Origin of the sequence: Ammoniphilus sp. YIM 78166 (genome assembly GCF_004522215.1) — a bacterium.
Taxonomy (GTDB): Bacteria; Bacillota; Bacilli; order Aneurinibacillales; family RAOX-1; genus YIM-78166.
This window is the reverse complement of record NZ_SDLR01000005.1, coordinates 25059-46370: the sequence shown is the minus strand read 5'-3', so window position 1 is coordinate 46370 and position 21312 is coordinate 25059. Positions and strand designations below refer to the sequence as shown.

16 protein-coding genes and 3 pseudogenes are annotated in these 21312 nt (G+C 39.1%); 17 read left to right on the top strand and 2 right to left on the bottom strand.

Going from position 1 to position 21312, the window contains the following annotated elements:
• Positions 1-543 precede the first annotated feature (543 nt).
• The 10 genes and pseudogenes from EIZ58_RS21395 to EIZ58_RS21350 all read left to right on the top strand — a co-directional run bounded on the left by EIZ58_RS21395 (position 544) and on the right by EIZ58_RS21350 (position 10274).
• Positions 544-2418, top strand: a complete 1875-nt coding sequence (locus EIZ58_RS21395; RefSeq protein WP_240689296.1) for a GmrSD restriction endonuclease domain-containing protein — start codon at positions 544-546, stop codon at positions 2416-2418.
• A 170-nt stretch (positions 2419-2588) separates the two neighbouring features.
• Complete coding sequence (locus EIZ58_RS21390) at positions 2589-3302, top strand: hypothetical protein (RefSeq protein WP_134702979.1); 714 nt, start codon at positions 2589-2591, stop codon at positions 3300-3302.
• Between the two features lie 201 nt (positions 3303-3503).
• A complete protein-coding gene (locus tag EIZ58_RS21385; RefSeq protein WP_134702978.1) occupies positions 3504-4856 on the top strand; it encodes a hypothetical protein in 1353 nt (450 codons plus the stop codon).
• 248 nt (positions 4857-5104) lie between these two features.
• A pseudogene (locus tag EIZ58_RS21380) lies at positions 5105-5434 on the top strand (nuclease domain-containing protein); the annotation flags it as partial.
• Between the two features lie 94 nt (positions 5435-5528).
• The gene (locus EIZ58_RS21375) at positions 5529-6506 is read left to right on the top strand and encodes an IS4 family transposase (RefSeq protein WP_240689295.1); all 978 of its coding nucleotides are present in this window, start codon (positions 5529-5531) and stop codon (positions 6504-6506) included.
• 1654 nt (positions 6507-8160) lie between these two features.
• Positions 8161-8268 (top strand): annotated as a pseudogene (locus EIZ58_RS34540) (helix-turn-helix transcriptional regulator); the annotation flags it as partial.
• Between the two features lie 39 nt (positions 8269-8307).
• Positions 8308-8484 (top strand): annotated as a pseudogene (locus EIZ58_RS21365) (PfkB family carbohydrate kinase); the annotation flags it as partial.
• A gap of 167 nt (positions 8485-8651) precedes the next feature.
• Positions 8652-9284, top strand: coding sequence for a hypothetical protein (locus EIZ58_RS21360; RefSeq protein ID WP_134702976.1), 633 nt, complete (start codon positions 8652-8654; stop codon positions 9282-9284).
• A 442-nt stretch (positions 9285-9726) separates the two neighbouring features.
• Entirely contained in the window at positions 9727-10029 is a 303-nt protein-coding gene (locus EIZ58_RS21355; RefSeq protein WP_134702975.1) for a hypothetical protein, read from the top strand.
• Positions 10026-10274 carry a type II toxin-antitoxin system death-on-curing family toxin gene (locus EIZ58_RS21350; protein WP_370297773.1) on the top strand — a complete coding sequence of 83 codons (249 nt, stop codon included), beginning with the start codon at positions 10026-10028 and terminating at the stop codon, positions 10272-10274. Before EIZ58_RS21355 ends, EIZ58_RS21350 begins: the two co-directional genes overlap by 4 nt.
• A 714-nt stretch (positions 10275-10988) precedes the next feature.
• Here EIZ58_RS21350 and EIZ58_RS21345 read toward each other — a convergent pair.
• Both EIZ58_RS21345 and EIZ58_RS21340 read right to left on the bottom strand, forming a co-directional pair.
• Positions 10989-11390 carry a type II toxin-antitoxin system HicB family antitoxin gene (locus EIZ58_RS21345; RefSeq protein WP_134702974.1) on the bottom strand — a complete coding sequence of 134 codons (402 nt, stop codon included), beginning with the start codon at positions 11388-11390 and terminating at the stop codon, positions 10989-10991.
• A gap of 48 nt (positions 11391-11438) precedes the next feature.
• Positions 11439-11582 carry a type II toxin-antitoxin system HicA family toxin gene (locus EIZ58_RS21340; protein ID WP_134702973.1) on the bottom strand — a complete coding sequence of 48 codons (144 nt, stop codon included), beginning with the start codon at positions 11580-11582 and terminating at the stop codon, positions 11439-11441.
• A gap of 701 nt (positions 11583-12283) precedes the next feature.
• On the opposite strand from EIZ58_RS21340, the gene EIZ58_RS33670 reads away from it, so the two are divergent.
• From EIZ58_RS33670 to EIZ58_RS21300, 7 genes are all read left to right on the top strand, one after another.
• Positions 12284-12517 (top strand): VOC family protein, encoded by a 234-nt coding sequence (locus EIZ58_RS33670; RefSeq protein WP_167577863.1) that lies wholly within the window; start codon positions 12284-12286, stop codon positions 12515-12517.
• 798 nt (positions 12518-13315) lie between these two features.
• The gene (locus EIZ58_RS21325) at positions 13316-15298 is read left to right on the top strand and encodes a sigma 54-interacting transcriptional regulator (protein WP_134702971.1); all 1983 of its coding nucleotides are present in this window, start codon (positions 13316-13318) and stop codon (positions 15296-15298) included.
• Between the two features lie 258 nt (positions 15299-15556).
• The gene (dctP, locus tag EIZ58_RS21320) at positions 15557-16558 is read left to right on the top strand and encodes a TRAP transporter substrate-binding protein DctP (protein WP_134702970.1); all 1002 of its coding nucleotides are present in this window, start codon (positions 15557-15559) and stop codon (positions 16556-16558) included.
• A gap of 97 nt (positions 16559-16655) precedes the next feature.
• Positions 16656-17231 carry a TRAP transporter small permease gene (locus EIZ58_RS21315; RefSeq protein ID WP_134702969.1) on the top strand — a complete coding sequence of 192 codons (576 nt, stop codon included), beginning with the start codon at positions 16656-16658 and terminating at the stop codon, positions 17229-17231.
• Positions 17232-17265: 34 nt separating this feature from the next.
• Positions 17266-18591, top strand: a complete 1326-nt coding sequence (locus EIZ58_RS21310) for a TRAP transporter large permease (protein WP_134702968.1) — start codon at positions 17266-17268, stop codon at positions 18589-18591.
• A 45-nt stretch (positions 18592-18636) separates the two neighbouring features.
• Positions 18637-20136 carry an aldehyde dehydrogenase gene (locus EIZ58_RS21305; RefSeq protein WP_205672294.1) on the top strand — a complete coding sequence of 500 codons (1500 nt, stop codon included), beginning with the start codon at positions 18637-18639 and terminating at the stop codon, positions 20134-20136.
• Positions 20137-20166: 30 nt separating this feature from the next.
• The gene (locus EIZ58_RS21300) at positions 20167-21252 is read left to right on the top strand and encodes a zinc-binding dehydrogenase (protein WP_134702967.1); all 1086 of its coding nucleotides are present in this window, start codon (positions 20167-20169) and stop codon (positions 21250-21252) included.
• The last annotated feature ends 60 nt before the right edge of the window (positions 21253-21312 follow it).

The following is a 21312-nucleotide window of genomic DNA, read 5'->3' as shown; positions in this document are numbered from 1 at the left end:
AGGATTAATAGGGGAGAACCGTACCATAAGTAAATGAGGTTTAAAAGAGCTGTGTCTTTGGTTAAAGACACAGCCTGTTTTTTATCGATTATTTTAGTATCGCTTAATTTCCAAGACATTATGAAACCTTCTTTAGAACCAAAAGTTGTTTCTTAATCATAATTTTCTTATTTAAATTGTTATTAATATTTCTCTATCTTCTTTTTATGGTTGCAATTACACAATAATTAATATAGTATCTTCAATTATTAATCGAATGGATTTATTAGATATCTTTGTAACTTCCTCTGTCTATTGTACATCATCTCAATAATATCTTATTGTTTATAGGTTTTTTAGATTTGCCCTACTTTTTAAACAGGCAAAGAATCCAACATTCCAAATCATTAATAATTATATTTGTTTAAATGAGTTATCTATAAAAGTAAACAATCGAAAAAATATCTGAGTTTTGTTAAAATAAATCATAATGGAAGCATTTTCTATATAGGAAAGTTTAAGTGAATTAACAATAGATATATTTTTTGATGGGATTGGTGTGAATTGGATAAAAAAATTATTATTACAAACCGTGCAATATCGCCTTTAGAAAAAATAGCATATAAAAATCTAAGGGACTATGATGGTGGCGAGTATCAAGTTAAGCATTCTGTGGAAATCTCTAAAATTGTATTTGAAAATAATATAGTACATAATTACACTCCGGTTGAACTTGGTATAACCCAGGAACAGATAGATGAATATGTACTACATGCACAAATAATTAATATTAAACATTCGGATTTTAAGCCAGGTATCTTTGCTGAAAGAAATTCCTATGAGTCATCTTTTGCTAAAAAAGTATATTTTGATTCTGAACTTGAATTTATTGTAAATCTATTTATATCTCATCATAATATCCATGCATTCGAAGATGGTAATAAGAGAACTGCTTTAAATTTATTTATAGATTTTATAGATAAATTAGCAAATATGTATATTTATAATATTTTAATTGTTCAAGATGCACAAATATTATATTTAGAAAAAAAAATTACAGAAGATCAATTTAAAAAAATCTTATACTTTGAAGTGAGGAAAAAAATGTTTAAAACAAATATAAAGTGTAATTTAGAGCACCTAATACCGAGAAGTAATGTTGAAGATAATAATAACAGTTCTATTTCTCAATCAGATAGAAGAAGTAGTTTTAATTTAACAGAATTAGAGAAAGGTCAGTTTTTTTATGAACAGTTGCGAAAGCCAATTTTTCAACGAGATACAAATCAATGGACTGTAGAAAGATTAGAAAAGCTAATTTTAACATTTTTAGATGACGGATTAATTCCAGCTATTATTTTATGGGAAGACTTAGATGGTTCTATATATGTTATAGATGGAGCACATAGAATTAGTTCATTAATAGCTTGGGTAAACTCAGATTATGGTAAAGAAAATGAACTGAATGATAGTAATCATACTGCTATTGAGGAATATATTAATAATAAAATTGGCAGTTATGAAGAAATTAAACGTTCTAGAGACGAGAAGTATAAAGCCGAAAAACAAATAATTGCTAAGAGGTCTATTGCTGTTCAATGGGTTACGGGGGATTATAGTAAGGTAAAAGAATCGTTTATTAGGATAAATGAACAAGGGGTAGTAATTACTGAAGACGAAAAAGAGCTGATTGAGAATGATCAACTACCAACTTCAATTTTAAGTAGGGCGATTCTGGGGCATGGTTTAGGCCAAATTTCCAATAGTCAAAATGAAAAAACTAAAGAAATATTTAATCGTTTCTTTAAACCATTTTTATCTTATGAGTTAAATAATTATCCTTTAGCAGGTTCAATAAATGAAGATTTTGTGATATCTAAAATATATAATGTAGTGAAAATAATTGATAATGGAGAAAAACTTGATGTACTTAGTTTAACAGATAAAGTATTAGGACTTTTAAAATATGTTCAAGATTATCTTAATATTTCACAAAAAATTTATTTTTATGGAGCAACTAAAAAGCATAAAACGAATTCTTTTTATGGGTTTATTAGATTTTCATTATTGTTAAATGAAGATGAAAATTTAAATCGCCTTTTTATTGAAAACAGAAAGATTTTTGAGGAATATTTAGTAGAGAACGAAGGACACATTCAAGTAATAGCAAGAAAAAAACGCCAAGCTAAAAGAGCGTATGAAGAAATAGCTAAATATTATCAATATTTACTTTTAGCATGTACATCAAATAATTTTGAAGAGATAGAAAGCGAGTTCTCATATTTGGATTTTGGAAAGAGAAAATATTTAACGAAGAAAGAACAAAACATTCGGGAAAATTATGAAGAATTTATATCAGTTGTTCCTCGTTGTTTAGAATGTCAGGGATTCATCGATGGCGATCTGACGACTGAGAAGAAACACAATTGCTGTGATTAATTTTAAATGTTAAGAAGATAAAACCTCATTTACATAAGTTACGGTGAACCGTACCACAAGTGATGGTAAAGCAAAAAGTTGAGATTATTATTAACAAAGAAATTATATATAAAATATTACTGGAATAGCCCTTATAATGAAATGGAATTTGTGAAGAAGGAGCTAACTTAATGGATTCAGGGGAAAGCATAGTATTACCTCAAGATGTAGAAAAAAGGATAATTGAGACCGAATTAGATGTGGATAACATAATACAAAAGGCTGCAGTTTTTCAAAAAACAAAATTAACAGGGAATATTTCTTTTCGTTTTGAACAGAAAGCAGATAAGGATATTTTAGATGATTTTGAAATGGCGCAATCAGTCTGTTTTGTACTTAAATATGAATATTTACCCATTCTAGAACGGGTAGAAATACTTGAACATAATGGGAAGTATTATATTGGAAATATGGAGTCTGTAAGACATGTAATAAATGAGTATAGATCAATTATTGCTAACCAAAGAGATTCAATATATTATACAAGGATTCATAAGTTATGCAGGGAGAAATTAATTAATAATGATGCTTCAATTGGACTGAAAGTTACTGTATTGCACGAAAAGGAAGGAGACATTACCCAAGAGTTCGTAAGATATTTGGATGAACGAAATAAATCCATTAGATTCTTACTTGAAAATAGTGAATTTGACTATTTATATAATGGAATTTTACAACATTCAGATCACAAATATACTTCTCGTTTTTGGGATGATTATTATTCTGGGAAAATAAATCATATTTTTATAAAACATTCTTACATTTTAGGATATATTAAGGAATATTTATATTGGCATTATAAAATAATCAACAGTTTAACATTTCCAAAGATCGGGCCTATATAGATAGACATGGAGGAGCTAGAGATACTGCTTCTCTTTTTGCTTTTATTGAAGTGATGGATTAAATAGAGCTTTACTTAAAGTTGATTTTAGACAAAAAAATAACCTACTGGCAGTCTTTTTATTTGTCTAAAAAATTGAAGGGAAATAAATAAATTGTTATAATTTGTAAGATATACAAGGAATATCTGAGGGGGAAGTGTATTGGCCAAAAAGAAACATAAAAAAAAGAATAATAATAAACCAAGAATTAAAGATAACTATAGTATTAAAGAGATGGAAACAAACATTAGAGGAATGCAAGGTTTACAAGAATTGTTTGCGATTGCTGAACAATTTGGTTTAGGTACTTCCGTTAACCAAGAGTTATTTAAGGATGTACCGACTTTAAGTAAAAAGTTTAAGGAACTTACTCATACAGTTGATAGGTTTAATCATTTCTTCACTAAAAAAGGCTGGATAGCGTTTGAAACACTTAACCATGAGTTAATGAAAAAGTGCGTAAAACTTGCTGAAGAAGGAAAACCAGATGATGCTGAACGGGAATTGATTGGCTTTTTTACGGAGAGGGAAAATGTTAACTTCCTTGCAGCTCGCCTAAAGAATATCGAAGAATTTAAACCACGCAGAGATTTACTCATAAACGCATTAGACGATCATTTTAGTGGTAGATACTACGCAAGTGTACCGCTATTTTTAATGCTTATAGATGGCTTTGTTAACGAATTTGAAAGTTATGGTTTCTTTGCAGAAAAGGTAGACCTTAACGTTTGGGATACAATCGCAGCTCACGAAAGTGGGATAGGTACAGTAGCAAAAATATTCGGTAAGAGCCGAAAAAAAACTACAAATGAAGAAATTACTTTACCTTATAGAAACGGTATATTACACGGGAGAGATTTAGGCTACGGCAACATTCAAGTTTCCGCAAAAGCATTAGCTACGTTGTTATCTTTAGCGGATTGGGCTAGAAGTATAAAAGAGGGGAAAAAAGGTATTACGAAAGAATATAAACCGCCTACAATAGAAGAAACAACCGAACAGTTAGCAAAATCGTTGGAGTTATGGGAAGAAAGTAGACGGCAAAGGGAGTTTATGGAAGACTGGAAACCCCGTAAAATAACAGTAGGGAAAGATATACCTGCCAACGGTAGTTTAACTGAATACGGTGACGATACTCCTGAAAAATCCGTTATGCAATATCTTAGTTATATAGGAGCTGGCAATTATGGCAATCTTGCCAATATGACTACGAATTATGATAAGGATTTAACAGTAGGTAAGTTAGCAGGTAGGTTGCGCGAAATATTTAAAGATAAAAAATTAGTTAGTTACGAGTTGGTAAACGTAACAGATAACGCACCTGCTATAAGTGAAATTGAAACAAAGCTAGTATTCGATTATAACGGTGAGCAAATAGAGGATAATCGTAAATTTAGGCTAATTTATGTTGATGAGAACTATGATCCTGTTGCCCGTGGGTACAAGAAAGCAAATTGGAAGGTAATGTTAGATTACTACAATATTGAGTACCTAGAATTCTTGGGGAATAGCTGAACAAAAGAACTGCGATGTTCAGCCCAGCTTATCGAATAATCGTTACCAAATAGCAAAAATTGTTCCTATCAAAGAATTAGCTATCCATTAAGGATAGCTAATTTCTTCTATTGGACTTTAAGTGAATAATTGTTATAACCTTGTGCCAAATCAGTGCTCACTTCGGGGATACCCCCTCAGGTAGGGGACTGGCCCCTTTTACAAGGTAAAGCGCGGAGCGCTTTGCCGTTGGCGAACACTTTCCTACGCTTCCTCAGAGGCCAGACAATGTTTTCACACTGAAAAAACAAGATTCAGATGTGGTATATAAATATGTTTTCGATGCCAAGTATAGGCTAAATCCGGCCTACCAAGGGACACCCTATTACGAAAGGTATCATTCACCGGGCCCGGAGGAAGATGACATCAACACGATGCATCGTTACCGTGATGCCATTGTCTATCAGGAGGGCCGGACCGGGGAATATGAGAGAAGTATGTTTGGTGCTTATGCTCACTTCGGGGATACCCCCTCAGGTAGGGGACTGACCCAGTGGCCTTGCACGACTTTAAATAAATCCCATATTTTCAAAATCTAGTATTTACACACAAGAAAAAAACTCCTATTGTAGAAGTTGTTGACCTTGTTTTGTTCCCTTAAACAAACAAGTCTTCTACAAAGGAGTTTTCCCATTGAATAGTAAAAGTATAGGTCGAGAAATGCTCATTTGTCAATGCTTATCCCTTCTCCCAACAGAAGATTTTGACTGCCCTTTAATAGATTATGGAAAGTATAAGCTTACGACCAAGTCTTTATTGAAAGTTTTTGTAGCTGCCCAATTAGATCAGTGGAGTTCTTATGCACATATGGAAGAAAAATTAAGAGCCTATCCTAAACTTTGTAAAGAGATTGGGATGGAAAAAATCAGTGGCTCTCAATTATGTCGGCGCATCAATGAACTACCCACCGAGTGGATTCAGAAGCTCTTTGTTCGAGTGGTCGCCATCATAAACCAGCTAACAGAAGATAAGAAAGGACTTCCAGGTGGAATTGGTCGCCTGAATATTGTGGACTCTACTGAAATTAGATTACCAAAACAACTCTGCGACTGGGCATACATTTCAAAAGACCATCATGCAGTAAAAATACACACAAGATTAGTTGTGGTTTCACCAGACGTAGCCTACCCGGATAAGATCATTCCTTCCACAGGAACGGTGAGTGACTATGAGAGTTCAAGTTTCCTCGTCGAAGAAGCGGACGCCACGTATGTCATGGATCGAGGGTATCCTTCAAAAGACAATCTCATGGAATGGCAGCGGAAGAACATCTCCTTTGTCGTTCGAATCTCCAAAAACCTTCGGTTAATTACATTAGAGAACCATCCAACTACTCATCCATCTGTTATACAAGATGCCAAAGTAAGGTATGGTTTATCTAAAACACCCGTAAGGTATGTTGAATTTAAGGACGAAAAAGATCAAACCTTTAGAATCCTAACGACAAGATTTGATCTTACAGACGTACAAATCATGGAGATTTATCGAAATCGGTGGATGATCGAATTATTCTTCAAATGGGTGAAACAACATCTAAAGCTAACCAAGATTTGGAGTACAAAGCCACAAGGGATCTGGAATCAAATGTTTCTAGCTCTTATCGCCTTCTGACTCTCAACTATCCTAAAATTGATCACCAAGTCGACAGAAACACCTTGGGTATTCTTTAGGATATTGCAAACGTATTTGTTTCTTCCTGGTAAGAAGCTATTAACCGAACTTAACAGAAAGAAGAAAAAATCAAAGGGAAGACAAAAGGTCCCTATACCATTAGAAAAGGAAAAACCATGGTTCGGAACTGTCGCTTTGGTAAAAGAATTAACTTACAAAACAAAGAGAAGGAATGAGAACAAAATAGGGAATTACTAAAAACCTCATAAAAGTAAAAAAAAGGGAACAAGGTCATTTTGATACCTTACTCTCCTTTTTTCAATATAGTACAAAGTGCAAATGTAAATTTTTTGAACTTGTTCCAGTTGGTAACATTCATGCAAGGCCACTGGGACTGTCCCTCTGTTGAGTAAAGCAAGAAAGTACTTTACGATAACCTCCATTAGAGGAGTGGTCAATCGAAACCGGTTTTGACTGGAGACTGGTTTTGGTTGAGGTGATTCCCCTTAATGGGGAGAGGGGAGGGGTGCTATAGCATAAAAACAAAAAACCTCTCCGCAGGGGAAAGGTTCTGTTTCTGGATAAGAACTGGTATCCATTAAGAACTGGTTTTAGTAGTAAGAGGTTCTCTTTAATTGAGAGATCTATCCTAGACGAGGAGAAAGGAGTAAGTCTATGCTCTGCTAACTCGTATAAAATGGTAAAATATAACTACACCATTTAGAGGAGGGTTTTGATGCTTTGGATGAACGTAGATAAGCCAACAAAAAGATGCACACTTCACCTTTCTCAGTGCCGATTTGTAAAGGGAAAAAAAGAAACCACCTATAAAGGGGATGGTGAGATCAAAAGAGACGGTGGATGGTTATCTTTTCAAAGTTTAGAAGGTGCCGTGGAACATTATGAATCTAGGTATTCGAATTACGACCTTATCAATTGTTCGTGTTCGTAGGAGGTTGGGATCCTTGTCCACATTAAGAGAAAGAATACTTGAATTGTTAAAAGAAATGAACGTTCTTACAGATCGAGAAGTAACAACGAACTACTAGGTTCACCTGCCCCACAACTAGAGGTTAATCAGTATGCAGGTCATTAGCTGCCAATGGGTTCTTATCTCGAAAAAAGAGACCATACGGCTTGATTGGTAATTTTAAGCTAGAACATTAGAATGACCGAAAAAAGAACCTCCAAAGGTTCATATAAATCAAGAAAACAATATGAGTGCACTGTCAACGATTTGGCCAGTCAAGGGTCGGTAACCAAGGTAGCGTGGGAGCGGGCAAGAGGCATTGACATTGACGCAACCAAAGAAAATAAGAGGTAGATCATCGAAGTAAAAGTTCCAGGATCTCTTCAGCCAATGAGGGTGAACTACTTCCTTTCTGTATTAGGAGAGACGCTTCAAAGAAGGGACGACGAAACCGCTAAGTATAGCATGGCCCTGCCTGACTTGGAGCAGTGCCCGCTTCGGGGTATACCCGCTCAGGTAGAATGTCTGACCCCAGCCGAAAGTAGTCGAAAGGGCTTGTGTATAGGCTCTATTCTCCCACGACCTGCCACCTGCAGTTTTTTTTTTCTTTTCCACACAAAAAAGGATCCCCCACCCTCCCTCTAGAATTTTTCCGTTATTTGGTAATAGGAAAGAGTACCTCCCTTGTCAGAAAAACTCATCCGCCTTCTAAGAATCATATCTCTTATACAATCCAACCCGGGTATCCTAGCTAGGGAACGGGCTGAACGCTGCGAGACAACGGAAAGGAGTCAGCTATTATGAAGCAGGGCAGGTCCGGCATCCACCTGCGCATCCAGTCAAAGAGTGGATACCACCGCAGCCGGCGATGCGTTTAATGCCGGGATAGGGGTAGCATGGGCGGAAGGCTCCGGGTTTGAAAAGGCTATTGATTATGCTCAGAGGGTAGTATCTCTAGCGGTAACGAAACGCGGCGCGCAGCCTCCTTACCGTTTCGAAGCCAAATAAACGTTTAACTCAGAGAATGGCTCCATACGGAGATTCATCCCACAGTTGTTTCGTGGTGACGAGCACAAAGTGGGATTACAGCGGCGCTGAAAAGTCGTGGGTGAAACTTCTTCCATTCCTGGAACGTCTATACAAGAGGTATCATTAATTACGATAGGAGAATGGTAATGAAGAACTTTCTGAGACCCATTATCACGGGATTCCTTCTCATGTTTACGCTGGGTTGTCAGCAACAACCCAATCCAGAGCACGTGGCAACCATCGCGCCAGCCTCCCTGTCTGATGAAACGAAGCGCATTATAACGGGCTTAATGCTTGATCAGGTAAAGGTATTAGATGTCGACAAAAATACCGAGCTGGTAACGACGATGTATGCATTTGTAGAAAGGTTTGAAAAAGGGGTCAAACAAGAGCAAGAACTGGATATGGGGATGGAAATTAGAAAAAAAAGTCAGTTGCTGTTTGCTTATGATTGGAAAGAACAAGAAGATGAAAAAGAGCATTGGCTTCGCATGAGGGCATCCGTAATCGATGGAGGGAGTATCGGCGCCACCGAAAAAGACGTCATTTTCAAGGGCTCTCGTGGAGGGAGTGTCACCCATCAGCTCAGTATGTCTAAACCAATAAAGCTTAATCAACCGCTCACGGTCATGGCCGTTTTAGAGGACAACAAACAGGGTATCATCTTTCGAGAACAGCTCGTCACTCAGTATGACGAAACGGGTGAGCTTCCTTCAGAATTCCTTGAGTATGACCGAGTCATCCTCTTCCGGGTGAAGCTGATGGAGGGCAGGTCCTAGACCACGATACAAGCCCGCCATTTCAATGGGAGGAAGACAGCCGCAATTAAACAAAACGAATGAAACGAGGAGCTTTCTGTTCGTAATCGTAAAGCGCTTCGCGCTTTACTTTGCGACAAGGAACTGTCCCTCACTCCACGTGAAGCTGTTAAAGGGTAATCGTTATTTATGAATACTCTTTTCATTTATTTGATCCGCTAACGGTAAAGTGTGGAGTAGTTTGCCGTTGACTGTCACAACCAAATTTATTGGTAGTATAGCTTGATGACATTGAGGTCAGACCCCTACCTGGGGGGTATCCCAGAAGCCGGCATGAACCGTACTACTCACACTGTCATCAAGTGTTTTCCCTCAATCTACGTTAGATCATTCAGTTCATTCCTTGAGAGTAAAGTATAAATTAGTATGATTGTTTATATGAAATGGAGGTGTGTTAGTAGAAATGACAAAAAAGGTTGTACGTAAAGAAAAGCCAATCCAGATTGGCAAAGAACAGCTCCACTATCTTGTAGACAGACTCTCTGAACACGATATACTGTTAGCGTACAACATGCTCCGTCGAATGGTGGCCAGCCCTGGAGTTGACTTTGTCGCTGAGGACCGTCTTTCAACACCCAGTATGATGGATGAAAAGAAAAACCATAACTCGAATGACAGACTATTTGAGGATCCTGCCTTAGATCAGGCCTTCGATTATGTGCTAGATAACTATGAAGAAACGATTAAGAATTTGGTTAAGAGATGAGATATCTTACGGAAAGTGAAATCGAAAAGATAAATCGTCGTCTCATTGAATTATATAGTCCTGGAGAAATGATTGGCGTCAAAAGTCGAAATGAATTAAACTCTGCAGTGATGCGACCCCAGCAGTCCGTTTTCGGAGAGGATGCTTATGCAGATCTATTCAGTAAGGCTGCAGCCTTGTTTGAATCCCTCGGCCAGAATCATCCTTTTCAGAACGCTAAAAACGAACTGCTTTTACTGCCCTAGTCGTGTTTCTCCAGATGAATGGCAAAAAGCTCGTCATGACTCAGCCAAAGGCAGAAGATTTCACTGTTCACATGGTAAACAAACAATATGCATTCGATACTCTTGTTGATATCATTCGAAATCATTGCGTCTAGCAACTTCCCTTACTTTTGGGAGCATTTTTTATTTCTCCGTTATGTCGCCACTGCCAAAAACTCAAAGAAAATACGCTTCCCCAGACTTAACCTCAGTTGACCTCTAACGAAAGGAAGTTCGTGAACAGAACGAATCCGTGATTTTCTGTATTTCAACAAGCCTGATGGCAAGACACTATAGCTTGATGTACCTGCTTCATCTGCTTCCGTGAAAACTCAAATGGATGCTGTTGTTACTATTGGTCAGTTGTTTGACATCGCATCCATCATGGATGTAGCAGCAGAATGAGGAACAATCCCTCATCATAAAGTAACGTGTGGAGCACTTTGCTGTTGACGAACAGGGCATGCAAAAATAATAGAAGGTAGGCTTTAGTGGATAGCGTCTTCACATACTTATCTTGCTAGAGTATTTCCACTTATTGTATAAACTTATAAAAGAGGACTGTCCCTCTTTCCGTTAAATAATGCAGGAATTCGGAAATCGCTTCCGCTTACCTGGGAATATGGGACTACCGAAGATATGCATCTTGGAATCAGTAACCAACCTTGTATAGGCAAATTCTTTGCCCTAAGAAGATTAATCCTTCACTCCAAGATACTTCTTCAAAGCATCCTGTAGTATATGGGAAAAATTTACGTTGTTTTCTTGGGCTAAATCATCAAGCCACTTTGGAATGGTCAATGTTTTCTTTACGGCTTTGTTTTCCATTTCGTGACGAAATGGAGGCATCCATACTTCTACGAGTAATACGGCCTGATTATTTTCTGTTGCAATGAGTTTGAATTTTGAAGGTTCTGGAATCGACTCGCCTTCTTGCTCCATACCGTATAGGTGAAGAGCCATTGCTTCCTTAGCCTTTCTTAGTACTTCTTCTTCCGAGTCTCCGTAGGTCAGGCATCCTGGCAGATCCGGAAACTCTACAGAGATTCCATCCTCGGCATACGCCAATAATGCGGGAAAAATGTATCGATCCTTCATATAAACAACCCTCCAGTGTTACTATAAATTGACATTCTTGAAAAAAATCTATCCCTGAATTCCAGGTTGTTTTAAGATACTTCTCTGTGTTCTAAGGGGAAAGTCCTTTTGGGGATGAGGGATGGTAACTAGTCCAGGCTTCGTTGGGTGTTTGAACTGGTAGTGATCACCTTTTACCCGAACTAGCTTCATTAGTTCACTGAAGAATATGCCTTCATTTGTCCGCTCCTTCTTATATTATACATATTAACACGTATAATTACACGTATTCAAAATAAATAACGAAGATTGTAGTTAGGGAGAATCTTTCGTTGGATTGGGAATGTGAGAAAATATGATGAGCTAAAATGAGAGATTGTTTAGCGGAGCGCAGGGAAGATGCTAATGGGGCGAGGGCGAGGCCCGTAATCGAAAAGTTTTACTAGAAGTTAGAATGGAAATGCTGACTGGACCTGTTCTATCAAAGCATAATGGATAACCTCCTATTTTTGTACATTCATTTTAAACGCAAAAAAGTAGGGGAAGAAGATACATTTTAGTATTTGTCTGAATTTATTCTTAAAAGCTAAAAACCCTATCCATCATATTGTGTTGGGTAGGGTTATATTTGTTTATTCAGTTAGGGTCTCCACCAGCTAAGTCACCTTCTGCCATCCATGAATCGCTTGCGTCATCTCGGCAATCGAGGAGGTCAAGGCTTCCATCTTACTTTCAACCCTTACTTGCTTCGGGGGATACCCCCTCAGGTAGGTCTGACCCCTTTTACAAGGTAAAGTGCGGAGCGCTTTGCCGTTGGCGAACACTGCAGGACCATTCGCAGGTATTGTGGGAATGATCCTCGCTATCCTGATCTATGCCGTGGGGAAAGTAATTGTTACGCATATTTACCGCTTGTGGAAAGTGAACCCCTATTGGCGGGATGGAGATCCTTCCACTTAACTTACCAATGCTTTCTTTATTTCGAGGAGTCTCCGGAGGTTGAAGTGGACCTCGTCTGCGGTCCATCCATCGAGAGTTCTGAAGGGCTCGTTAATCATTTGGCTTTCCGTGTCACGAACATCGAGGAGGAGTTAAAGCGCCTAGAGCATTTAGGGGCAGACCATGAAATTAAAAAAGAGTCTCTTTAGACGAACAACTGACATCTCTTGTGGATCTATTAAAAAAGATCAAGGATATTGACTGGCAGGGCGTAGCGAACCAAATCAGCGATATCGCCCAGAAGGCGAACGCATGGCTGGCGAAATAATCTCTTGAGTCCATCCCTTCTGCTTAGTCCTAGGATATAAGAAACTCCCCAATCTTGACCACAGTTTCTCCACTCTTGATCGAACAAATAGTATTTCACTGATAGATTCACTTATGTTTACACTTAATAAATTAAGTTGTATAATTCAAAATGTATATAATTTACCAAAAACAAAAAAGATGAAGAAGATACAATGAATAATTGTTAATTAGTAAAGCGATATTTTGTTGAAGGTGGCGGGTGAACCCATATTTGCGTGGAAGAAACAGGGAACCTAAACGGAAGACACTCTTATTTATCCAAGGTTTTAACCAATGTAGATTGGTTTGGAATAAACTAGTTCATTCTATTCTTGAAAACGAATTTCATTTGGTATCATTCGATGACCGCCCTTATGGATTGTCGCAGTAACCCAAGGGGTGTCTTTTAAATTCGTGCACATCGAGAATTGATGTAACTTATGCAACTACGGAATCAGAAAAGGAAGTATCCTTTTTTCCGGTCGAAATTATTTTTCTGATAGTGTAAGTAAATGTCTGTATGTGCTAGAGAAGTTTGTTCAACTTTGCACATTTTGCGAACGAACCAAAGATCCAATTGTATTGCTCCCTCATGCACCTAGGTTAAAAAATCACTAACCCATAGAAAATGATGAAAAGATTGATAAGGAGGAATCAACTTGTCAACGGTTATTTTCACATCACCTTATAATGAAATTACGGTCATGGCTTCAGAAGTATCTAAACAAATCAATCTGGAAATGACGATCCTTGAGTCCGCATTAAATGAGGCTGTAGATCTCGTCAGACCCTTTATTCAGAAAGATGTTCATACCATCCTGATTAGCAGAGGGGCTACGGCAAAACTTTTAGAAAAAGAATTTCCCAGCGTGAAGCTGATTAAGGCAGAGGCAACGGAATTCGACGTCATACGGGTTCTGAATGAAGCGAAGATGACGGGGAAAAAAAAGATTGGATTGCTGTGGTCCAAAGAAGAGGAAATGAGATTTAAATTGGACCACCTCAACGAAATCTTAGAAATGAGTGTGAGGTATTATTTTTATGAGGATACGCTTGACTTTGACTATCAAGTGGATCGTGCAAAATATGACGGAATAGAGCTTATGATCGGCGGAGGCATACGTGGCCAAAAGATGTGTGCGGAACGAGGAATGAAGCATATTTCTTTAATTCCTGGCATAACGACGATTGAACAGGCTTTAATAAGAGTCTCTGATATTCTATACACCAGAGCGAAGGAAAAAGAGACATCTGAATTTATTAGAACCGTTATTGATCTTTCTCATGAGGGAATCATAGCCGTGAATGAACGGAATCAGATCGTAGTGTTCAATCCCAAGGCTGCTCAGTTATTTGGCATTCAGGCTTCTCAAATCTTAAATATGTCCTTGACGGATAAGGATATCTTACCCACACTGGCAAAGCTGTTCAGTGGCCCCGCGAACAATATGGAAGAAATACATGAAATATCCGGCAGCAAGTTTTTGGTCAACCGAGCTTCTTACATGGTTACGGGAGAGAAAAAAGGAATCATTGTTACGTTTCGGGATGTGACTCAGATTCAAGAGTCCGAACAGCGAATCCGGCGTGAATTATATTCCAAGGGATTAGTGGCCAAATATACGTTTGATGATATCCTGCACAGCAGTGCATCCATGGAAAGATTAATTGAAAAAGCAAAAAAATATTCTCATGTTGACTGCAATGCTCTAATTATCGGTGAAAGCGGGACTGGAAAAGAACTGATGGCACAAAGCCTTCATAACGCACATCCGATGAGAAAAAATGGACCATTTGTCGCCGTTAACTGTGCTGCGTTAACGGATACGCTGCTTGAAAGTGAACTATTTGGATATGAACCAGGAATGTTCACAGGAGGACAAAAACAGGGGAAACCAGGATTGTTTGAGGTGGCTCATGGGGGGACCATTTTCCTTGATGAGATTGGAAAGGTTTCTATGGATCTTCAGGATAAGCTGCTTCGGGTCATTCAGGAAAGAGAGATCCGTCGGATTGGAGGACAGCGCAATATTCCTATCGATGTGAGGGTCATTGCTGCCGTCAATGATGATATTCATGATTTAATTAAGAAAGAGAAGTTTAGAGCAGACCTGTACTATCGATTGGAAGTTTTAGTTTTAGCCATCCCCCCCTTAAGGGAGAGAAAAGAGGATATACCACTCCTGGTTTCTTATATGGTCAGAAAATATTCGATGAAGTATGGAAAATATAATATTCCGCTAGATACTTCCGTTATAAATCAGCTATGCTCGTTTGATTGGCCTGGGAACCTGAGGCAGCTGGAGAATATGATCGAGCGATGCTTAATCATGGCAGATCATTCGGATCCATTTTCCGAAATATTAAGAGAAATATTAGAAGATGAATTCGGAAGGACTTATTTAAAACACTCTAGTTACTTGAAAAGCGACCAAACCCAATCCCTGAATGTAAAAACCAGAGTGGACCAGTCAAATTTAAATTATGATGATCCCCATATACTGAAAGTGTCTATCGGGACAATGGAAGAAATGCAGCGCAATTTAGTAAGACAGATGATGGAAAAGATGGATTATACAAAAACCGAATTAGCACTCAAATTAGGTGTTAGTAGAACTACATTATGGAAATATCTCCGATGATCAAAATTTAAACAACGTTTGGGTGTCCGTTCAGATATTAAACATTGAAGTGTTTAATATCTGAACGGACTAGGGAAATCTCGTGAATAATTATTGGCATAGAAATTGCTTTAATATTGGTGTGAGAAGACGACATCGATGTTGAGAATGACAGCGCTTGCGAATTTAAAAGATCACGTTAGAAAGGGGTTGTAAATGAGGCGTTGAATTCTGCACTCGTCTTAAAAGCTGATTAACAATATAAAGGGGATTGAAAAAATGAAAACAAAGAAAGTAATGAGTCGGGTCATCCTTTCTATTGTGCTGTTGATCGCTCTTGCTGCATGCAATCAACAAACGGGCACATCCGTATCTGATAGCAGCAATAAAGATGAGGTGTTCACTTTAAATCTTGCCTCTTCCATTGATGGAGGCCATATTCAAATGCAAGGGATTCCGATATTTAAAGAAAAAGTAGAATCCTATAGTGATGGCAGATTAAAGATCAATTATATTGGCGGGCCTGAAGCCATTCCAGGTTTTAAGCAGGGAGAGGCTGTTCGATCAGGCGCAATTGATATTTCCTGGATCTATGGTTCCTATTATGCTGAACTTGTCCCTGAGGTTCTAGTCGCCAACTTTACCGAACTGACTTATGAGGAAGAGTTAAAACGGGGGAGCTTTGATTACTTAAATGAATTGCATAAGGATATCAATGCCTTAATCTTAGGACGAACTCTCCCCTTTAAGTATAAGTTGTATTTAAAGGATGAAGTCAAATCAGCACAAGATTTATCAGGCAAAAGAATTCGAGGTACAGCGACTTATGTCCCGACTCTTGAGGCATTCGGAGCGGAGGCCATAGCGATGGAAGCAGGGGAGATCTATACCTCCTTAGAAAAAGGATTAATTAATGGCTTAGCCTTTGCCGAGCTTGGCATCACAAGCAGCGGTCTGGAAAGCCAAATCAAATACGAAATAGCACCTGCTTTTAATACATTAGATGGACTTGTCTTGATGAACTTGGATAAATTCAACCGATTGCCAAAGGATCTTCAAGATATATTGAAAAAAGCAGCCATTGATACGTATTACGAGACAGAAGGTGCGACCAAAGAATTCATTGAAAAAGAAAAAGAAGTTCTCAAAAATGCTGGAGTTCAGGTCGTGACATTATCTAATGCAGAGGAATTCATTGAAACGGCTCGTGAAGCCTCCTGGAAATGGTTGGGGAATAAGGTGAAGGATCCGGAAAAGCTAGCCGAATATTTTAGGAAATAAGGAAATACAGGGTTGATAACCCCAGGATGCAGGCTTTCATTCTGGGGTAGTAATCGTCACAGTAAGGAGAAGAGAAAGGGAAAAAGGGGGTAAATGAGTGGGAGAAGATCGTCTGTTTCATAAAGCGTTGCATTCTATGAATAGAATTCTAACTTTTTGTGAGTGGTTTTTATTAGTTTTCGCTTGCGTTAGTCTTTTTCTCATTGTTTTCGTTGTTTTTTACGGTGTTATAGGAAGAGAACTTTTAAGCCTTCCTGTTTTATGGACCAATGATGCTGCCGCTTACTTGATGGTTTATTTGACATTTTTCTCTATCCCCTGGATTCTTCAAGCTGGTGGACATGTTAAGATTGATATTTTAATTTCTTCTTTGAACAAAGGAAAAATAAAATATCTTAACTTGATGATTTATACCATCTGTACAATGGTTATGGCTATCTTTTTTTGGTACAGCCTAAACATTACAATCGATAGCTTTCAAAGAGGGACGGTCAAACTGGATTCCATTCCATGGCCGGAGTATCTGTTGATGGTGCCCATACCAATTGGAAGTTTTTTACTTTGTGTGCGCTTCTTTTTTTATCTCATTGAAATTTTATCCAGAATGGATAACGACATTCAAAAATTAACGATATTAGCGTCTTCTGAAAGGCATGAGGTTAATCGCAAATAACAGGAGTGGCTAATCTGATGGAGGTGACGCTAGAGTGTTAGAATGGTGGATTGTATTAATTCTCTTTTTTGTTTCTTTAATCACGCTTATCTTTTGTGGGATGCCGGTAGCCTTTTCATTTTTATCCGTGAATCTTATGATCGCCTCGATTGTGATTGGGTTTGATAGTGGTATTAAGACCTTAGTATTCAGCGCTTACCAATCCATCTCAAGTTTTTCACTTACGCCAATACCACTGTTTGTCCTAATGGGAGAATTATTATTTCACTCAGGGTTAGTGATGAAAGTATTAGATGTTCTTTCTAAGCTGATGGGAAGGATCCCAAGTCGGTTAAGCATTTTGACCATCGTAACGGGAACGATGTTTTCAGCATTAAGCGGTTCCGCTACGGCTAATTCAGCCATGCTAGGGTCTGCTTTAGCCCCTGAGATGCGGCAAAGGGGTTATCATCTCAATATGATCGTGGGTCCTATTCTAGGAGCTGGAGCCTTAGCCGCGATTATTCCGCCAAGTGGGAATGCGATTCTTATGGGTAGTATAGGAAGAATTTCAATAGGGGATTTGCTGATTGCTTGTGTTATTCCCGGATTAATTATTTCCATTCTGCTTATTGCTTACTTTTTAATTATTGGAAAAATGAATCCCTCATTAGCACCTGCATATGAAATGGAAGAATCCGATCGAAATGATCGTTTGCGCTCATTTTTCATGTATGTCTTTCCCTTGTTGCTTTTAATTGTCGGCGTTCTCGGGATGATCTTCTCAGGATTTACTACACCTACAGAAGCTGCGGCAATTGGAGCGCTAGGGTCATTAATGCTGCCTATTTGCTATGGCAGGTTAAATAGAACCGTTTTGAAAAAATCAGCCATAGGGACGGTTAAAGTAAGTGGGATGATTTTGCTCATTCTTGCGGCATCCGCTGGTTTTAGTCAATTGTTAGCCTTTACTGGCGCAACACGAGGCTTGGTGGAATTTACGATGTCAATGGAGACTCCGCCTATTCTCACGATCATTGTCATGCTGCTTATCGTTCTTATTCTGGGAACCTTTATTGATCCGATCTCGATCATGATGATTACCATTCCATTATATCTACCGATCGTCACGGCACTAGAATTTGATCTTGTTTGGTTTGGAGTACTCATGCTCATTTGTCTGGACCTGGGCAATATAACTCCGCCTTTCGGATTGCTGCTCTTTGTCATCAAGGGGGTACTGCCTGAAAAGGTTTCGATGAAAGAAATTTATAAAGGAGTCATAGCGGTTCTCGTTTTGAATCTGGTGGCTGTAATCTTGATTCTCGTATTTCCGGAAATTGTCCTTTGGTTACCTTCCATCTCAGGCTCAAACGGTTAATCATATGATATTGGTTGCGATCAAATAAAAAGGAGTTGTAAAAACATGGAAAATAATAATGGTGTTAAACGCTATCAAATGTATATTGGAGGCCAATTTATAGATCCTCATGATGATTCATACATCGAATCGGTTAATCCAGCCTCTGGAGAACTATGGGCCCTTATCCCTAAAGGTGAAAAAGAAGATGTCGATCGAGCTTTTCAAGCGGCGCGACAATGCTTTGAATCAGACGAGTGGCGGGGCATATCTCCTACCCAACGCGGAAAATTACTGCGAAAGCTAGCGCAAGCCATTGCAGATCAAGCGGAACATCTAGCAAGAATGGAGACACAAGATAATGGCAAGCTATATCGGGAAATGCTGGCTCAGATGAAGATTATTCCTGCTTGGTATGAATATTTTGCAGGCTTGGCAGACAAGGTTGAAGGGAGCGTCATTCCGCTAGACAGGCAAAGTGTTTTCAATTATACATTGCGGGAGCCCCTAGGAGTGATTGCTTGCATTACGCCTTGGAATTCGCCGCTTCTGCTTGCCACGTGGAAAATGGCCCCTGCATTGGCTGCGGGGAATACTATTGTGCTTAAGCCATCGGAATTCACTTCGGCATCATCCCTGGAATTTGCCAAAATCTTTGATGAGGTCGGTTTTCCACCTGGGACACTAAACGTAGTTACAGGATACGGGCATACGGTTGGAGACCTTATTTCTAAGCATCCAATGGCAAGCAAGGTGGCCTTTACGGGCGGCACGGAAACAGGACGTAAAGTGGCGATGAATGCGGCTTCCCATTTAGCTAGTGTCACATTGGAATTAGGGGGAAAAAGTCCCAATATCGTGTTTGCTGATGCTGATCTTGATGCGGCAGAAGCAGGAGTCATCGCTGGTATTTTCGCCGCCAGCGGGCAAACGTGTATTGCCGGTTCCCGTTTATTTGTTGAAAGCTCCATTGCGGATCGATTCATTACTAGACTTGCAAACCGCGCGAAAGAGATTCGCCTGGGAGATCCCATGCAACCAGATACTCAAATGGGTCCTGCAGCCACACCTGGCCAATTAAAAAAGATCGAAGAATATGTCGATATCGCAAAAAATGAGGGGGCACGTGTGCTGGTAGGCGGAGAAAGACCTTCACATCCCGAGCTGGCGAATGGATTATATTACTACCCTACCATCCTAACAGACGTGAACAACTCCATGAGAATCTGCCAGGAAGAAGTATTCGGTCCCGTATTAAGTGTTATTCCCTTCGATAGTGAGGAAGAAGTCGTAAAAATGGCCAATGATACTGAATTCGGACTCGGAGCAGGGATATGGACAAATGACCTGAAAAGAAGCCATAGGATGGCGCGGGTCTTGGAAGCGGGGACGGTTTGGATCAATACCTACCGTGCTTCCGCTCCCAATTCTCCTTTTGGCGGCTATAAAAATAGCGGAATAGGCCGTGAAAGCGGACTAGAAGCGATTTATGATTTTATGCAGACGAAAAGCGTATGGGTGGAGCTTTCGGATGAGATTCGGGATCCTTTTTCCATTCGAACCTAGTTATATCAAATCAGATGAGGAGGTTTTACTATGAAAGGGAAGGTAGCGGTGATGGTTGAGCCGTTAAAGCTTGAATATCAGCAATATGATTTGCCGTCTCCAGAGAAAGAGGCCCTATTACTAAAGATTATAAGAACCAATGTTTGCGGATCGGAACTGCATATTTGGCACGGAGATCATCCCGTAAAAAAAGATGGCATTCTGGGCCATGAAATGGTAGGGAAAATTGAAAAAATGGGTGAGGGCGTTACCAAGGATCATGCTGGCAGACCCATTCGTGTTGGTGACCGTGTAGCCGTGACCTATTTTCAGGTATGCAGAAGGTGCAATTCCTGTGTGAATGGAGAATTCGCCTTATGTGAAAACACCTATGAGTATTTTAATAAGCAGCCAGAAGAATCTCCCCATTTTCATGGGGCTTTCTCCACACACTATTATGTGCACCCGAATCAATTTTTTTACAAAGTACCTGATAACATTCCAGATTCCGTTGCAGCAAGTGCGAACTGCGCGATTTCTCAGGTGTTGTATGGAATAGACAAAGCTCAGCTGAAAGTGAATGAAACCATCGTGATTCAAGGGGCTGGCGGATTGGGTCTATATGCTGCAGCCATTGCTAAGGAAAGCGGAGCTAAAGTGATTATCATCGATGGGGTGGAGGCCCGATTAAAACAGGCGAAAAAGTTTGGTGCTGATTATCTAATCAACTTGCACGACTATGATACGGTAGAAAAAAGGAGTGCTCTAATAAAAGAGATCACGAATGGAAGCGGTGCAGATGTCGGTATGGAGGTCTCAGGCGTTCCCGATGCTTTTAGTGAAGGAATTCATCATATTCGGCCAGGCGGAAGATATATATCGGTTGGAAATATCATCATAGGTGCGTTTACGGCCTTTGATCCTGGTTTATTGACGAGAAAATCCATTACTATCTATCCAGTCAATCGTTATCAGCCATGGTTCTTAAATAAAGCGTTGGAATTTTTATCAAGTAATATCAATAAGTATCCATTTGCAGAATTGGTCGATGCGCATTTCGGGTTTGAAGAAATTGAAGCCGCTCTAAACAAGTCCTACAGAAGAGAAGTGACAAGAGCCTCTATCGTAATGGATTAGCGCATAGGCTGGAAGGAAGCAGGTTGAAAGCAAGGGGATGTACGTCAAACCCTTGCTTTT